Genomic DNA, 15,931 nt, shown 5'->3' on the forward strand with positions numbered 1-15,931 from the left:
ATGGAAGCTCTCAAACTTCCCGCCATCGATTACGGCGCGCTGTCGCCGATGCTGATCCTCTTCGGGGTCGCCTGCGTCGGTGTTCTCGTCGAGGCGGCGGTCCCGCGCAAGTCGCGGCACGCGGTCCAGCTGGGCCTCTCCTTCCTGGCGATCGTCGCGGCGTTCGTCATGGTGATCGTCCAGCACGGCACGCGGAAGGTCACCATCGGCGGCGCGGTCGCCGTCGACGGGCCCACGCTGTTCCTGCAGGGCGCGATCCTGGTGCTCGGCGCGGTCTCGCTGATGCTGATCGGCGAGCGGTCGATCGAGCGGGGCGGCGCGTTCGTCTCGCAGGCCGCGATCACCGTCGGCTCGCAGAAAGACCTGCGGCAGGCCGGCGACCAGCCCGGCGCGACCGAGGTCTACCCGCTGACGCTGTTCGCGCTCGGCGGCATGCTGCTGTTCGTCTCGGCGAACGACCTGCTGACCATGTTCGTGGCGCTCGAGGTCTTCTCGCTGCCGCTCTACCTGCTGTGCGCGCTCGCCCGCCGGCGCCGCCTGCTCAGCCAGGAGGCCGCGCTCAAGTACTTCCTGCTCGGCTCGTACGCGTCGGCGTTCTTCCTGTTCGGCGTCGCGCTGATCTACGGCTTCGCGGGCGGCATCTCGCTCAGCCAGGTGCACGCGGCGGTCGACAACCCGACCCAGAGCGAGATCCTGCTGTACGCCGGCCTCGCGCTGGTCGCCATCGGCCTGTTGTTCAAGGCCGCGCTGGCGCCGTTCCACGTGTGGACGCCCGACGTCTACCAGGGCGCGCCCACCCCGATCACCGCGCTGATGGCGGCCTGCACCAAGGTCGCCGCGTTCGGCGCGCTGCTCCGGATCCTGTACGTGGCGTTCGAGGGGGTGCGCTGGGGCTTCCAGCCGGTTCTCGGCACCGTCGCGGTCCTCACCATGCTGGTCGGCGCCGTCCTCGCGGTGACGCAGACCGACATGAAGCGGCTGCTGGCCTACTCCTCGATCGCCAACGCCGGCTACCTCCTCGTGGGCGTCCTGGCGCTCAACAAGGACGGCCTGAGCGGCACGATGTTCTACCTGGTCGCCTACGGCTTCTCGGTGCTCGCCGCCTTCGGCATCATCACGCTGGTGCGCGACGCGGACGGCGAGGCCACCCACCTGTCCCGCTGGGCCGGCCTCGGACGCAAGAGCCCGCTGTTCGCCCTCACCTTCTCGTTCATCCTGCTCGCCTTCGCCGGCATCCCGCTGACCAGCGGCTTCACCAGCAAGTTCGCGGTCTTCGGCGCGGCGGTCGAAGGTGGGCAGACCTGGCTCGTCATCGTCGGCGTGATCACCAGCATGCTGATCGCGTTCCCGTATCTGCGGGTGATCGTGCTGCTCTGGCTGAGCGAGCCGGGCGAGACCACCCCGACGGTGTCCATCCCCGGCTTCCTCACGTCGGCGGCCCTGGCGATCGGCGTGATCGCCACGCTGGCGCTGGGCGTCGTCCCGGCCCCGCTGATCGACCTGACCCGCGACGCGGCGCAGTTCGTCCGCTGATCCCTCGCTGTGACGGGCCCTGGCTTGTTGCCGGGGCCCGTTCGCGTACCGTCCGAAACTGATAACCCCGACGTTCGCTCACGCCGGTGCCTGCCTGCGCATTTCTTTCCGTACGGCCGCCGGCCGACCACAACCGCAGGTGCCTCGCCCCCGGGTCAGGGGCCGCGATCTGCCCTGCAACACCGGCGGGTGCCGCGACTAACGGCGAGCCATTTGTCGAAGATGTACCACTGGGCCCGCCCGGTGGCGCGCGTGGAGCGTGACCACCCACCCGGCCGGGCCGGCACGGCGGGTGCCGTGCCGACCGCGTACCCATGTCTGATTTTGATTTTGATCTTGTATCCGACACCCCGGATGCGGGAAGTGTCGGGCCCATATGGCATCGTGAAAGCGTGGTGAGCACCGGTGATATGACGCTCTCGTCGCTCGGCCTCGACATCGACCCCGTCGTCGATGCGTCGGTCACGTCGACGCTGGCCGCCGTCGAGGAGGCGCTGCGGGCCAACGTGGCCAGCGCCGATCCGTTGGTGGCCGAGGCTGCGCGGCATCTCGCCGATGCCGGTGGCAAACGCTTCCGTCCGCTGCTCGTGGCGCTCGGGGCGCAGTTCGGCGATCCGCAGGCGCCCGAGATCATCGCGGCGGCCAATGTGGTCGAGCTGACCCACCTGGCGACGCTCTACCACGACGACGTCATGGACGAGGCGCCCGTGCGGCGGGGGGCGCCCAGCGCCAACTCGCGCTGGAGCAACTCGGTGGCCATCCTCGTGGGCGACTACCTGTTCGCCCGCGCGGCCGACATCGCCGCCTCGCTCGGCCCCGAGGCCGTCCACCTGCAGGCGCGCACGTTCGCGCGGCTCGTGCACGGGCAGATCGCCGAGACGGTGGGCGCCCGCGACGAAGACCCGATCGAGCATTACCTGCACGTCATCACCGAGAAGACGGCCTCGCTGATCGCCACGTCGGCGCGCTTCGGCGGCCTGTTCTCGGGCGCGTCGACCGAGCACGTCGAGGCCCTCGCGGGCTACGGCGAGACGATCGGCATCGCTTTCCAGCTCTCCGACGACCTGCTCGACATCGCTTCCGAGTCGGTGCAGTCCGGCAAGACCCCGGGCACCGACCTGCGCGAGGGTGTGGCGACGCTCCCGGTGCTGTACGCGCTGGCCGGCGACGACACCGACGCCTCCGCGGTGCGGCTGCGCGAGATCCTGGCGACCGGCCCGATCACCGACGACGCCTTGCACGCCGAGGCGCTGACGCTGCTGCGCGAGTCGGCGGCGATGAAGCGGGCGCGCGAAACCGTGCGGAGTTATGCGGAAGAGGCGCGGGCTCAGCTGGCGCCACTGCCGTCCGGCGAGGCGAAGCGCGCGATGGAGGCGCTCTGCGACTTCATCGCCGACCGCACAAGCTAGTTACTCGTGTGGGTGGAGCATGCGGCTGCCCAGCAGCATCAGGGCGGCCGCGCTCACCATCGCCACGGCCGCGACGATCCACATGGTCGGGTAACCGGCGAGGGCGGCGACCGCGCCCAGCCCCAGCGGCCCCACACAGCCGCCGGCGTACACGCCCGTCTGCGTGATCGAGGTGGCGGCGGCCGGCGCCTGCGGGTGGAGCCGGACCACTGCGAAGTTCATCAGCCCCGGCCACGACCAGCCGAGCCCGAAACCGAGGACCACACCGGCGATCAGGGGGAGCGGGCCCGGAACGGCGAGTAGGCCCAGTCCGGCGGCCCCGCAGGCCAGCAGGCCGGCGATCACGCCCACCTGCCGGCCCGGGCGGCGGTCGGCCTGCCAGCCGCCGAAGATCCGGGCCGCCACGCAGACCGCGCTGCCCAGCGTGAGCGAGAGTCCGGCCGGCCCCGGGGCGATGCCGCGCGCCACCCCCGAGTCGACGAGGAACGTGCCGAGCGCGTTGGCCGAGCCGGCGGCCAGCGTGGCGGCGAGCCCGATCACGACGAGCGCCCCAGTCGCCTGCTTTTCCACTATATTTCGGGAAATATGCGGACGAGTGCCCTCGGATGGGACCAGCGGGAGCGCCGCCGCCGCGAGCAGGCCGCCCATGACGAAGGCCCACCGCCATCCCAGGGTCAGGGCGACCGTCGGCACCGCCGCGCCCGCCAGCAGCGTGCTGACCGGGATGGCGGCCTGCTTCACGCCGAACGACAGCCCCTGCCGCCCCGGCGGCACGTGCCGCGACAGGCTGGTGTTGCTGGCGAGCTGACCCATCGCGTTGGCCCCCGCCCCGAGCGCGAGGATCGCGACGAGGCTCCACAGTGCATTCGCCGCCACCGCTATCCCGATCATCGAGGCCGCCGAGAGCGCGATGCCGTACCGGGAGATCCGCGCGGCCCCGTACCGCTCGACCAGCCACCCGGCCGGCAGCGACGCCAGCGCGCTGACCCCGAAGTACGCCGAGACCGCGATGCCGAGCCCCGCCGGAGAAAATCGAAGATCATCACTTACCTGCACGGCGAGGCCGCCGACCAGGAAGACCGGGAAGGCGACCGCGACCGTCGTGGTGAGCGCACCGGCCGCCGCTTGCGCGGGGCGGGTTACGTTTACGCTGGTCGATGCGTTGCGGAGCGTCCGAGCCATCGTTCGAAGCCTATGCCCGCAGAATGCATCCCACCGCGTTCAGTGCAAATGACCACACACGTCGTGTAAATCGATCGTGATCCACATGCTGTTTGGCATTCCGTCGGGGGAAGATTATTCATATGGTGTAAGTCCCTGGCGTCGGAGGTAGCTGTGCGCGACCCCCTGGCGGAGCCGTCCGATCTGATTCGGAGCGTGTCACGCGCTTTGCGCGTCCTCGAGTCGGTCGGTCGGGCCCCGCGCGGACTCACCGTGAAGCAGATAGCGCGACGGTGCGAGTTGACCGTCGCGACCACGTATCACCTCGTGCGCACCCTGGCGTACGAGGGCTATGTGATCCGTCGTGAGGACGGCACGTACATCGTCGGGCTGGAGATCGCCGATCGATATCGTGAGCTCGTCTCGGCGTTCCGCGGCCCGCCCGCGGTCGGCGAGGCGCTGCGCCGTGCCGCCCTCGACACCGGGTACACCCACTATCTGGGCCGCTTCGTCGGTGGCCGCATAGCGGTGACCGCCTCGGCCGAGGGCGCGCGCTCGCCGTTCGTCGACGACATGGCGCCCGGCTTCGACGAGGGCGGCCATGCCACCGCCTTGGGCAAGTGTCTGCTCGCCACCCTGACCCCCGATCAGCGCGCGCGTTACCTGCGCGACTACGGCATGCGGCAGTTCACCCCGGCCACCCTGGTCACGCCCGAGGCGCTCGAGGCCGACCTCGCGGCGGGCGAGCGGCGCGGCATGCAGATCGAGATGGGCCAGTTCCGGCAGGGCCTGGCCTGCGCCGCCGTGCTGGTGGTCGCCGACCGCGACATCGAGCGCAGGCTGGTGCTGGCCTGCTCGCTGCCGGCCGCCGAGATGCTCACCTCGGCGCGGGTGGTGCGCGCCAAGCTGACCGGCGCGGCGCGAAACGTGGCCGAGGCCCTGTCGGCGGGCGAGTCGGCGACAGCCTGAGCCCCGTTACGGGGCTAGTCCGACAAATCGCTCGTCGACGGCAGCCTGACGAGGGGGCCTAAGACTCCGTTGAACCTCACGCCGCCCGGCCACGTAAGACAGGGTGCACGCGGGAGATCAGCGGAGGGTGGTGACGGGGTGCACTGTGAGCACGAGCATGACGACGGGGCGTATGTGCTGGGCGCCCTCTCGCCGGCCGAGCGTGCCGCCTACGAACGGCACCTGGCGACCTGCTCCTTCTGCCGTGAGGCGGTGGCCGACATCTCGACGCTGCCCGACCTGCTCTCCCGGCTCGATGCCAAGGAGTTCGCGAAGCTCCTCGACCCGACGCTGACGGCCGATCACCCCGGCGCGTCCCTGCGCGACCTCGCGGCGCCTCCGGCGGCAAAGGGCAAAAGAAGGAAGAATTTCGGCGTACGGGTGCTGAGCTCCGTCGCCGTGGCCATCCTCGTCGGCCTGGTCGGCATCGGCGTGCTGGCCTGGACCCGCGACACCACCGCACCCGGCACCGTGCCGAGCGGCCCCGCGATCGCGATGACCCGGGTCGACGCGTCCTCCCCGGTCTCCGCCACCGTACGGCTGACCAGCGCCGCCGGCGGCACCAAGGCCGACCTGGTCTGCACCTACAGTTCGTCGGCGGCCGAGAAGTCCACGTTCCGCCTGGTCGCGTACGGCCACGACGAGGACCAGGAACAGATCGGCTCCTGGGACGCCGAGCCGGGCGCGGTCTTCGCCATGCAGGGCTTCACCCACTTCGGCCGTGGCAGCATCAGCCGGATCGCGCTGGTGCGGTTCGACGGCAAGGTACTGCTCGCCTACGACGTCCCCTGATCTTCTGATTCCGGGTCAGCGGGGTGGAAGGGCGGCGACCGGCTCGGCGGTGGCGGCTGCCGGGCCGGGCGCCGACCGCTGGCGCAGCGCGTCCACGGTAAAGATGATCAGCGCGACCCAGACCAGGCCGAAGCCGGCGAGGCGGGCCGGCGGCATCGGCTCGTGGAAGATGAGCAGTCCGCAGGCGAGCTGAAGGATCGGCGCCACGTACTGCAGAATGCCGATCCCGACCATCGGCACCCGGTTGGCCGACGCCGCGAACAGCAGTAGCGGCACCGCGGTGGCCACCCCGGCAAAGATCATCAGCGCGGTGTGCGTCGCCGACACGTGCCCGAACTTCGCGTGCCCGGCCACGGTCAGCCAGCCCACGTAGACCAGCGCGGGGATCGCCAGCACCGACGACTCGACGAACAGGCCCTCGGCCGGCGGCAGCTTGAGCCTCTTCTTGACCAGGCTGTAGGTGCCGAAGCTCGCGGCCAGCAGCAGCGCGATGTAGGGCAGGCGGCCGTAGTCGATGGTGAGCACCACGACCGCGATCCCGCCGACCGCGACGGCCGCCCACTGCCAGGCCCGCAGCCGCTCGCGCTCCATGGTCACGCCGAACAGCACCAGCACCAGCGGGGTGATGAAGTAGCCGAGCGCGGTCTCGACGACCCGCGACGAGTTGACGCCGTAGATGTAGGTGCCCCAGTTGATCGCGATCAGCACGGCCGCGGCCGCGATCCCGCCGAACAGCCTGGGTGAGCGCACGATGCGGACCAGGAAGCGCCAGTTGCGGGCCGCGGCGAGCAGGAGGCTGATGAAGACGACGGACCAGATCACGCGGTGAGCGAGGATCTCGAGCGCGCCGGCCGGCCTGAGCAGCTTGAAGTAGATCGGGAAGAAACCCCAGAGCACGTACGCCGCCAGGCCGTACAGGTAACCGCGCCGCTCCTCGCTCATGCCAACACCGTAAGGTGTCGACCCGCGTCAGCCCCTTGCATATGGCTCAGCTCACGGTGGCGCGCAGGTCGCACTCCATCCATCGATGGCCAGTACGCGCCTTACCACCATGTGATCAGTCGTCGCCGCCGTCCGGGACCAGCATGTTGAGCAGCCAGCTCACCACGCCGACGAGCAGGGCGCCGAGCACCGCGCTGGGCCAGAAGCTGTCCACGTGGAACGGCAGGTCGAGCTCGCCCGCGATCCAGCTGGTCAGCATGAACAGCAGGCCGTTGACCACGATCGCGATCAGGCCGAGCGTGAGGACGTAGAGCCCGCAGCCGATCACCTTGATGATCGGCCGGAGCACCGCGTTGACGATGCCGAAGATGACCGCGACGGCCAGGAGTGTCCCGATCTTCTTCGGGACGGAATCGGTGGTCAGCTCTATCCCGCTGATCACGAGAGTCGCGATCCACAGCGAGACGGCGGTGACCACCAGCCGGATGAGGATTCCCATGGCACGGGATGGTGTCACGATCATGCCAATCGGCGATACCTTTTCAGCGCGTGGGCGCGCCGATCAGCTGGCCCTCGATGGGCGTCTCGGCCAGCGCCGCCCACCGCACCGCGCGCCGGTTGACGACGCCGACCATGTCGGGGCGGATCCGGGTCATCCACTGCGCCACCTCGCCGAGGCCGAGCGCGCCCCCGAGCAGCGTCGCCTCGTCGGGCCGCAGCGGCTGGAGCACAAGCAGGTCGGCGCGGGAGGCCACGTCGACGTCGGCGGCCCCGAAGTCGTCGCGCACCACGAGCGTGGCCTGCCAGCCCGCGCCGGGCCGGTTGTCGGCGCCCACCGGGCCCACGTCGACGACGACCAGCAGCGGGTGCAGGGCCGAGCCGGGGGCGATCTCGAAGGCCCGGCCGGGCGGCACCACGGCGATCGACTCGCCGGGCACAGCCGCGCCCCGCACGAACGGCTCCCACGCCTGCGGGCGGGCGGTCTGCACCACCACCCGGGCGCCCAGCGCCATCGCCCGCAGCGAGATCAGCTGGGCACAGCGCACGCCGCCGACCAGCAACACGCGGGTCTGCTCGGGGCGGAACAGCCGGGTCACCACGGGGTTGCCCTGCCGGTTGCGGCCCAGCATCAGCCCCGAAGTTCCGACCGGCAGGAGCAGGCCGTCGGAATAGTCTGCCGGCTGCACCTCGGGCGGCACGCCGGGCACGGGCGACGGCGCGCCGCTGCCGCCGAGTGGGAGGGTGGCGGCCAGGCCCATCAGGTGCTCGCCATCGAGCCGGCGGACGTGCGCGTGCTCGGCCGACACCACCTTGCGCAGCGCCTGGCTCGCGGCGCCGAGCGTGGCCGGGTCGGGCGCGGCGAGGCGGACGGTGAGGTCGATCGGGGTGGGGCCGTGCGTGGGGCGCGGCCCGGCGGTGAGCGAGACCGTGGTGGCCGCCGCGGGCAGCGTGAGCATGCGTGGCACCAGGCGGCGCGACGTCTCGACCCGGGTGTCGGGCCAGCGGCGCAGCCGGAACGTGGTCTGCGCGAGCCCGCCGACCCGCAGGCCGGGCCACGTCTCCTGAGCGCCGCCCGCACCCTCGTCGTGGGCGATCTCGGCCAGCGCCCGCAGCGCCGCGGCCTCGCCGAGCGGGCGGGCCGGCGCGGCCGAGAGCCGTCGGGTCATCTTGCGCACCAGCCCGGAGAGCGTGCGCAGCAGCTCGTCGTCGGACCAGCCCTCGGTGCGCAGCACCCGCACCGCCAGCAGCGCGCGGCTGTGCCCGAGCACGCGGCCCTCGGTGAGCTGACGGTACGAGTTGGCCGGGGTTCCGGCGCCGGCCCGGACCGAGGGCGCCGGCGCGCCGCTGAGCAGCAGCTGGATCATCACCGGCGGCTGGTCGGGCCCGGCCGGCGGCAGCAGCGAGGCCGGCGAGGGCAGCGCCTGCGCGTCTTCGGCGAGCAGCCCGGCCGGATCGCCGAGCTCGAGCACCGCGGTGAGACCGAGGCCGTCGACGATGACCGCGGCCGGGTCGCCGGCCAGGTCGGTCTGCTCGACCCGGCTGCCCGGCGCCACGAACTCGAGCAGCGCGCCGACCGCCGGGCCCGCGGGCGCGGCGTGCCGGCGGCTGCCGTAGCGCATCGCCACGCCGATCCACTCGAAGACCCACCGGCCACGCAGCCGCAGCCAGGTGAGGGCGAGTATGAGTAAGGCCGGCACGGCCGACGCGGCCAGGGCGATCGGGCCGTTGACGGCGCCGATCAGCAGGGCGGCCGCGGCGACCTGGGTGCCGACCAGCTGGCTCGCGCGGATGCCGAGCAACCGGCCCTGCCGGTGCGGGCGGGTGCTGACCTTGGGTAGTTGACCGGCCGCCCCGGTGAGGTCGCGGTAATCCCGGCCGCCCGCCACGCCCACTGTCACCGCTTACCGCCCTTCCGGCGCGTTCCACCTTGTCGGAGCCCATCGTAGGGCGCGCGCAGCCACCGTAGGGGGTGACGAGTTATCCACAGATCGCAATCCCGGGGTATCGCCGATTGAACCGGATCGCTACCGTCAGCGTTCAGAAAGAAACTGAAGTCGGCCGCTCACGGGTCATCCCATCGCCTTGCGATTCCGGGTTAACGTGAAGGCCACCGTCGATACGCCGAGGGGCCGTGCTGCCCGTCCACAAGGGATTCCGGCGCTTTTCGGCGACACGATCGAGAAAGCGGGGTGACGACCGGGGTGGCCTACACGCAGGCAGAATCCCAGGTGATGGCGGCGACCGCCACCAAGTTCGACACAGTCAACGATGGACTGCAGTCGATGCTGAGCACGCTCATGAACGAGCTCTCGGCGCTGCAGAGCTCCTGGAAGGGTCTCGGCGCGCAGGCGTTCGAGCAGGTCAAGGCCCAATACGCTGCCGACCTCAAGAGCCTGAACCAGGCTCTGTCGGAGACGGCCGAGTCGATCCGCCAGTCGGGCGCCGGCTACGACTCCACCGACACCACGGCCGCCAGCAAGGTTGCCAACTCCGGCGGCGGCGGCTTCAGCCTGCCGCTCTGAGCCCCGACGAGGAGGGTTAGTAAAGATGGCCAACGACGGAGTTCTTCTCGTCAACTTCGGCGCGTTGCAGCAGGCGACCGCCGATATCAACAAGGGCATCAGCACCATGCAGAGCCAGCTCGACGAGCTCGAGCGCGCCGCGGCTCCGCTGGTCGAGACCTGGGGTGGCGACGCCCAGCAGGCCTACGCGGCCCGCCAGGCCAAGTGGAAGGCGGCCTCGGCCGACCTCACCCAGATCCTGCAGAACATCAGGTCCGCCGTCGAGCAGTCGACCGAGGACTACATCAGCACCGAGAAGCAGGCGACCCAGCGCTTCCAGTGAGCGCCGCGCATCGCTGAACGACGAGAAGCGGTCGGTCAAGCCCCCAGCGGCTGACCGGCCGTTTCCGTTTAGTCCGTTCTTTCGTGTTTGATGTCCCCCGATCGCGTACTGGCCCGAATGGCCGTTGACGCCTACGGTCGGTGCTTGAATCATCGCGCCCAGTGATCAAAACAGGGTCGTCGGCGACGAACTGGGGGCGCCACGGACACGACTTGCCCGTCAGCTCAACGCCCCCCATTGTGATCGCCGCCTGACCTTGTAGGTTGTACGCGTTGAGATGGCCTCGTCGCGCGGTGGGGAGAGGTGGACGTGTCCGAGTGGGAACCGGCTACGGACGCCGAGGTCGCCATGCGCGATGCGTTACGAACGGACGACCAGGAGTCGTACTTCCGCATCCTCGCCGGCGTTGACCTCTTGCTGCCGGTGTCGGCCGACGCCCTTCAGGGACTGACGCCGCTCGGCTGGGGCACCTGGAGCACCGGGGGCCGCACACATGTGCTGGCATTCACATCCCCGGCGGCGATGCAGCACTGCCTGGCCGACTACAGCGGCTCGGCCCGTCGCGTGCCGTACGCGGAACTTGCCAACACCTGGCCCAACCTCGAGTGGTGGCTGGCGGTCAATCCCGGCCTGCCGATCGAGGGCTACCTTCCGGCCTGGTTCGTGGCCCAGCTGTCCCGGGGCGACCTGAGGCTGCCGACCCGCGGCCCCGGCCGCGAGAAGGCCGCCGCCCCCGCCCGCATCCAAGACCTGCACTCCGCGGCGATGGCCGCCAACGCGGCCGCCGCGCATCAAGATGCCGCCGGCCACCCACAGCGTCCGGTCGGCGTGCCGTCCGCCGCCGCGGCCGGTTACCCGCAGCCGACGAGCGCGCCTCCGGCGGGCTACCCGCAGCGCCCGACGAGCGTCCCGCCCGCGGGCGAAACCGGCTATCCGCATCAAGATCTCCCGCCCGCGGCCGGCCCCGGCTATTCGCATCAGGGCGTCCCGCCTGCATCCGGCCCCGGCTATTCGCATCAGGGCGTCCCGCCCGCGTCCGCTCCCGGCTATCCCCAGCCGACGAGCGTGCCGGCCGCCGCCTCCGGCTACCAGCCGTCCAACGTCCCCTCCGTGGCCGCGGCCGGTTATCCCCAGCCGACCAGCGCGCCGCCCGTGACCACCAGCCCGTCCGGATCGTCCGCGCCGATGGCGGGCCCACCCGGCTACGCCCAGGCCGCCGCCCAGACCCGGATGCCGCAGTTCCCGGCCGCCGACGAGCAGCAGCCCGAGGCGACCCCGCAGGCCGCCGCGCCCGCCTCCGCGCCACCGCCGGCCGTTCGTCCGGTTTCCGGGCCGCCCCCGGGCGCTCGGCAGGTTTCCGCGCCGCCGCCGACTGCTCGTCCGGTTTCCGGGCCGCCCCCGGCCACCGCTCGCCCGGTATCCGCGCCGCCGCCCGCCGCCGGGCCGCCCCCGGGCGCCGACCGGCCGCAGATCGGCCCCGGTGGCCTGCCCATCCGCACGCCGAGCGGCGTGATGCCGAGCGGTCTGCCCTCGCGTACCCCGGCCGCGCCCGCCTCGGGAGCGCCATCGTCCGCCGTGCCCGCGTCCGCCGCCACGGCGGTCCCTTTGGGCTACCGCCCGCCGTCCGTGCCGGCCGGAGACGCGCCGACCGGCGCCTGGCCTACGTTCCGCTCCGGCGATGACCCTCGCGGCCCGGGTCAAGACCCGCAGGGCCCGCTTCCGGTCCGCACCCCGATGGCGAACACGCCGCCGGTCCCCGAGCACCTGGCCGACCTCCCGGCGGAAGAGCCGCCGCTGGACCCGCGCTGGTCCGGGCCGGCCGGCTCCGCCGGGCCGGTACCGGCGCCGGCACTGCCCGAGCTGCCGCGCCGCCAAGCAGGCCCGGGCGACGAGCCCGCGCGCGGTGGCGGCTTCCCGCAGGGCCCGGCGTCCCCGCAGGCCGCAGCGGCACAGCAGGCTCCCAGCGTCGGCGGCTTCCCGCAGGGTCCCGGTTTGGGCGGCCCTCCGAACGGCCCCGGCTACGGCGGCCCCGCGCAGGGCCCCGGCTACGGCGGCCCCGCGCAGGGCCCCGGCTACGGCGGCCCCGCGCAGGGCCCCGGCTACGGCGGCCCCGGGCAGGGCCACGGTGTCGGGGGTGCCCCGAACGGCCCTGGCTTCGGGGGTGCCCCGCAGGGTCCCGGTCGCGGGGGTGCCCCGCAAGGCCCCGGTTTCGGCGGTGCCCCGCAGGCGCCTGGCTTCACCCCTGGGCAGCCGGCCGCCGGTTCCGGCACACCGCTGCCGCGCCGGCAGGCCACCGCGGACACCGAGCCGGCCCCGATGACGTCGTTCCCCGCGTTCAAGACGCCGGCCGAGCGCGCCGCCACCGCCGACGCGCAGGCCGCGGCCCCCGCTGCGCCCTCGGCGAGCCGTCCCGGCCTGGCCCCGCCGGTCATTCCCGGCGCGCCCGGCAGCGACCGCCCGGCCCGTCTCGGCGCGCCGCAGCTCGAGGTCCGCGGCGCCAACCCGGGCCCGCCGGGCCGCCCGTTCGGGCCGTCGGCCATGCCGCCCTCGCAGCCGTCGGCCGAGCCGTTCCTGCCGGCCAACGACGTCGAGCGCGACCTGTACGACGCCGCCGACGGCCACAGCACCGACCATTTCCTGTCGACGCTGCTGCTCGCCGCGGTCCTGGTCCCGGTCGCGCCTCACTCGCGCCCGGGCAGCGCGCCCGGCGAGTCCGGCTTCGCGTTCCGCACCGAGCAGATGGACGGCGAGACCTTCCTGGTCGTCTTCACCAGCAAGGACCGCCTGGCCGAGCACTACGCCGAGCCGACGCGCACGGTGAGCGTCCGGTTCTACGAGCTCATCCGCAACTGGCCCGACCCGGCCTGGTCGTTCGCGGTGAACCCGGTCAGCCCGATCGGCGCGAAGTACCCCGGCCCGCAGGTGATCGCGCTGGCCAGCTGGGCCGCCGAGGCCGGCCTGGGAACCGACCCGTCCGATCACGACGAGCCGCAGATTCCGGTGCCCGCGCCCGCCCCGGCCAACGACGACGCCCAGCACGCCACGGTGATGCAGAAGACGCTGCCGCCCGAGCAGGTGGACTACTACCTCGAGCGCGGCTACGACCGGGTCGCCGGCTTCGTGCACCGCGCCACCGAGGTGGAGCATCTGCGTACTCCGGCCGAGCTGTTCGGCGCCCTGGGGCTCACGTACCAGGGCTCCCCGCACCAGGCCGACGCCAAGGAGGCGTACGTGCTGCGCTGGCCGGCGTATCGCCCGAGCCTGTACCGGATCCCCTACGGCGGGCAGAACGAGCAGGCGCTCAAGGCCATGGACGGCTGGGTGATCGAGCGGGGGCCGTTCCGGGGCAACGGCTTCGCCCCGGGCGAGGGCCGCGACGTGATCGCCGAGTTCAAGGTGGACAGTGTCCGGCTGCCGCACGGCGCGCAGCTGTGGCGCATCGACGACGACTGCAGCGAGCACATGATCGCGATCTTCGACAACGACGGTCCGCAGTGGCGCCGGGTGGGTGACCAGTGATGCGCGACGGCTACGTGGTGACCTGGCAGGGTCGCGAGTTCGACGCCGTTCCCGACGGGGACAACGTGCGGATCTACACGAACCAGCCGGCCGACGGCTTCGAGGAGATCAAGCCCGGCCGGTACGTGCGGGTGCTGACTCCCGAGGAGTACGACGAGCTCGTCTACGTCCGCACGACCTGCACCTGGCGGGGCGCGCCGTTCCTGGTGCTCGCCGAGGCCGACAACTGGATGCGGGTCGAGTACACCGGCGGCCGCGCCCCGATCGCCCGTCAGCTCGGCCTCGAGGAGTTCGACTTCGGCGTCTATCAGACGTGGGCGCCGGCACACGAGATCAGCAGCCTCCACGAGCAGCGCATCTGACGTCGTCGCCTCCGGCGAAGCGGGCTCACCGGAAGCTGTCGAACTTCGCCTCCATCTCGGGTCCGAAGGCGTCCTGCCCGGAGGCGTTGGAGTACCCGCCGACCGGAGCGTTGCGGCTCGCGTAGGTCCCGCCGCCGGACGAGCCCACGTTGGTGTATTCGGCGTGGCCGTAGGACCGGCCGCCCGGCGACCGGCCGCCGTGCCCGCCGCCGGTGCTGAAGAACTCCATCATCGTCTGGAGCTGTGCGGTCTGCGCCGACATCTCCTCGGCGGTGGCCGCGAGCTCCTCGCTCGACGAGGCGGTCTGCTCGGTGACCTTGCCGATCTGGCTCATTGCGATGCTGACCTGATGCACGCCGGTGCGCTGCTCGGAGCTGGCCGCCGCGATCTCCTGCACCAGGTCGGAGGTGCGGATGATGCTGGGAATTATCGTGTTGAGCAGGTCACCGGCGCGCTCGGCGGTCTGCACGCTGCCCGAGGCGAGCTCGCTGATCTCCTGGGCGGCGATCTGGCTGCGCTCGGCGAGCTTGCCGACCTCGGTGGCGACGACCGCGAAGCCCTTGCCGTGCTCGCCGGCCCGGGCGGCCTCGATCGTGGCGTTGAGGGCCAGCATGTTGGTCTGGAACGCGATGTCGTCGATGATGCCGATCTTGCTGGTGATCTGCTTCATGGCGTCGACGGTGAGCTGCACGGCCTCGCCGCCCTCGAGCGCCTCCGACTTCGCCTTGGCCGCGATCTCCTCGGTGGCGGTGGCGTTCTCGCTGTTCTGGGCGATGCCGGCGGTCATCTCCTCGAGGCTCGAGGTGGTCTCCTCGACGCTGGATGCCTGTTCGGTCGCGGCCTGTGAGAGGCTCTGCGACGCGCCGCTGATCTGGCCGGCCGCGTTGTTGATCTGCGCGGACGAGTCGATGACCGTGCCGACGGTGTCGGAGAGCCGCTCGAGCGCGCTGTTGAGCGCGACCGCCATCTGACCGACCTCGTCCCGGCTGTCGACGTGAAGCCGCTGGTCGAGGCGTCCGGCGGCGAGCCCGGAGAGCACCGCGACGGTCTTCTGCAGCGGTCCGGCGATGGAGCGGCTGATCAGCACGACCATGCCGAAGGTGAACAGCAGGGCCACCACGACGAGGATGATCATCGTCATCCGGGCGGTGTCGTATGCGTCCGAGGATTTGTTGATCGAGGTCTCGGCCTCGGTCGCCTCGGCGTCCAGGAGCTGGCCGAGGGATTCGTCGATCGTGTCCGAGATGGGGTTCACCTGGGCCGAGATGATCTGGTTGAACTGCGCCAGGTTGTTCGCGGTGATGGCGGGGATCAGCTTGTTCTGGGCGATGTCCTGGTACGAGGCGAAGCTCTTGGTGATCGTGTCCCGGTCGGTGTCGCTGCCCGACAGGTTCAGCGCCTCGATCTTGTCCCAGTCGCCGTTGAGGGTGTCCAGGCCGTCCTGCACCCGGGTGGTGGCGGCCTGGGTCTCCGCGGTGGTCTGGGCGAGCGCCAGCGCACGTACCCCGAGGCGCACGTCGCGGTATGCGATCGCGACGTCGTCGAGTGCCTTGGTGTTCTGCAGGTTGGTGCTGTACATCTCCTGCAACCGGTCCTGCGTGTTGCCCAGCTGGTAGATGCCGACCACTCCCACGGCCAGCAGCAGGACGCAGGTGACGATGGCCATCCAGCGCAGCTTCCAGGCAACCGACAGGTTGCGGAACCCGAAGCCCTTGTCCGCCATGTGACGCTCCTCGGTTGGTCGGCGAATCGCCTCCTCAGCCTAGGGTTAATTGGTCGGATATAAGCGATAAAGATTCATATCTTGGGTTGAGTCGCCGAACTAATGGTCGGATTGTGCGTGACGGGATCGACGACGGA

Annotated in this window: 13 protein-coding genes; 8 read left to right on the top strand and 5 right to left on the bottom strand. The window is 71.5% G+C overall.

Going from position 1 to position 15,931, the window contains the following annotated elements; all coding sequences use genetic code 11:
* Window positions 1-1,533 (top strand): NADH-quinone oxidoreductase subunit NuoN, encoded by a 1,533-nt coding sequence (gene nuoN / locus ACIA5D_RS29605; RefSeq protein ID WP_396033574.1) that lies wholly within the window; start codon window positions 1-3, stop codon window positions 1,531-1,533.
* Window positions 1,534-1,943: 410 nt separating this feature from the next.
* Window positions 1,944-2,942 (top strand): polyprenyl synthetase family protein, encoded by a 999-nt coding sequence (locus ACIA5D_RS29610; RefSeq protein ID WP_396033799.1) that lies wholly within the window; start codon window positions 1,944-1,946, stop codon window positions 2,940-2,942.
* Here the strand turns inward: ACIA5D_RS29610 and ACIA5D_RS29615 are convergent, their stop codons facing one another.
* Window positions 2,943-4,124 (bottom strand): MFS transporter, encoded by a 1,182-nt coding sequence (locus tag ACIA5D_RS29615; protein WP_396033575.1) that lies wholly within the window; start codon window positions 4,122-4,124, stop codon window positions 2,943-2,945.
* A 153-nt stretch (window positions 4,125-4,277) separates the two neighbouring features.
* On the opposite strand from ACIA5D_RS29615, the gene ACIA5D_RS29620 reads away from it, so the two are divergent.
* Together ACIA5D_RS29620 and ACIA5D_RS29625 are read left to right on the top strand one after the other, a co-directional pair.
* Window positions 4,278-5,072: an IclR family transcriptional regulator gene (locus ACIA5D_RS29620; protein ID WP_396033576.1), complete on the top strand. Its 795-nt coding sequence runs from the start codon at window positions 4,278-4,280 to the stop codon at window positions 5,070-5,072.
* A gap of 138 nt (window positions 5,073-5,210) precedes the next feature.
* Window positions 5,211-5,903 (top strand): anti-sigma factor family protein, encoded by a 693-nt coding sequence (locus tag ACIA5D_RS29625; protein ID WP_396033577.1) that lies wholly within the window; start codon window positions 5,211-5,213, stop codon window positions 5,901-5,903.
* A 15-nt stretch (window positions 5,904-5,918) separates the two neighbouring features.
* On the opposite strand, the gene rarD is transcribed toward ACIA5D_RS29625, so the two are convergent.
* The 3 genes from rarD to eccE form a co-directional block, all read right to left on the bottom strand.
* Complete coding sequence (rarD, locus tag ACIA5D_RS29630; RefSeq protein ID WP_396033578.1) at window positions 5,919-6,845, bottom strand: EamA family transporter RarD; 927 nt, start codon at window positions 6,843-6,845, stop codon at window positions 5,919-5,921.
* 115 nt (window positions 6,846-6,960) lie between these two features.
* Window positions 6,961-7,344 carry a phage holin family protein gene (locus ACIA5D_RS29635; RefSeq protein ID WP_396033579.1) on the bottom strand — a complete coding sequence of 128 codons (384 nt, stop codon included), beginning with the start codon at window positions 7,342-7,344 and terminating at the stop codon, window positions 6,961-6,963.
* A 43-nt stretch (window positions 7,345-7,387) separates the two neighbouring features.
* The gene (gene eccE, locus ACIA5D_RS29640; protein WP_396033580.1) at window positions 7,388-9,244 is read right to left on the bottom strand and encodes a type VII secretion protein EccE; all 1,857 of its coding nucleotides are present in this window, start codon (window positions 9,242-9,244) and stop codon (window positions 7,388-7,390) included.
* 291 nt (window positions 9,245-9,535) lie between these two features.
* Here eccE and ACIA5D_RS29645 point away from each other — a divergent pair, with 291 nt between their 5' ends.
* The 4 genes from ACIA5D_RS29645 (at window position 9,536) to ACIA5D_RS29660 (ending at window position 14,071) form a co-directional block, all read left to right on the top strand.
* Window positions 9,536-9,868: a WXG100 family type VII secretion target gene (locus ACIA5D_RS29645; RefSeq protein ID WP_396033581.1), complete on the top strand. Its 333-nt coding sequence runs from the start codon at window positions 9,536-9,538 to the stop codon at window positions 9,866-9,868.
* Between the two features lie 25 nt (window positions 9,869-9,893).
* Complete coding sequence (locus ACIA5D_RS29650) at window positions 9,894-10,190, top strand: WXG100 family type VII secretion target (RefSeq protein WP_396033582.1); 297 nt, start codon at window positions 9,894-9,896, stop codon at window positions 10,188-10,190.
* A gap of 309 nt (window positions 10,191-10,499) precedes the next feature.
* Window positions 10,500-13,709, top strand: coding sequence for an SseB family protein (locus ACIA5D_RS29655; protein WP_396033583.1), 3,210 nt, complete (start codon window positions 10,500-10,502; stop codon window positions 13,707-13,709).
* Complete coding sequence (locus ACIA5D_RS29660) at window positions 13,709-14,071, top strand: hypothetical protein (RefSeq protein WP_396033584.1); 363 nt, start codon at window positions 13,709-13,711, stop codon at window positions 14,069-14,071. The genes ACIA5D_RS29655 and ACIA5D_RS29660 overlap by 1 nt, the downstream gene beginning before the upstream one ends.
* Before the next feature lie 25 nt (window positions 14,072-14,096).
* Here ACIA5D_RS29660 and ACIA5D_RS29665 read toward each other — a convergent pair whose 3' ends face one another.
* Window positions 14,097-15,794 (bottom strand): methyl-accepting chemotaxis protein, encoded by a 1,698-nt coding sequence (locus ACIA5D_RS29665; RefSeq protein WP_396033585.1) that lies wholly within the window; start codon window positions 15,792-15,794, stop codon window positions 14,097-14,099.
* Between the last annotated feature and the right edge of the window lie 137 nt (window positions 15,795-15,931).

The organism is Actinoplanes sp. NPDC051513, assembly GCF_044454685.1.
GTDB lineage: Bacteria > Actinomycetota > Actinomycetes > Mycobacteriales > Micromonosporaceae > Actinoplanes.

Excerpts from the sequence above, each read along its gene's own strand:
- ACIA5D_RS29610 (WP_396033799.1), top strand. The coding sequence starts at position 1,944 with ATGACGCTCTCGTCGCTCGGCCTCGACATCGACCCCGTCGTCGATGCG.
- ACIA5D_RS29635 (WP_396033579.1), bottom strand. The coding sequence starts at position 7,344 with ATGGGAATCCTCATCCGGCTGGTGGTCACCGCCGTCTCGCTGTGGATC.
- ACIA5D_RS29665 (WP_396033585.1), bottom strand. The coding sequence starts at position 15,794 with ATGGCGGACAAGGGCTTCGGGTTCCGCAACCTGTCGGTTGCCTGGAAG.
- rarD (WP_396033578.1), bottom strand. The coding sequence starts at position 6,845 with ATGAGCGAGGAGCGGCGCGGTTACCTGTACGGCCTGGCGGCGTACGTG.
- nuoN (WP_396033574.1), top strand. The coding sequence starts at position 1 with ATGGAAGCTCTCAAACTTCCCGCCATCGATTACGGCGCGCTGTCGCCG.
- ACIA5D_RS29650 (WP_396033582.1), top strand. The coding sequence starts at position 9,894 with ATGGCCAACGACGGAGTTCTTCTCGTCAACTTCGGCGCGTTGCAGCAG.
- ACIA5D_RS29615 (WP_396033575.1), bottom strand. The coding sequence starts at position 4,124 with ATGGCTCGGACGCTCCGCAACGCATCGACCAGCGTAAACGTAACCCGC.
- ACIA5D_RS29660 (WP_396033584.1), top strand. The coding sequence starts at position 13,709 with ATGCGCGACGGCTACGTGGTGACCTGGCAGGGTCGCGAGTTCGACGCC.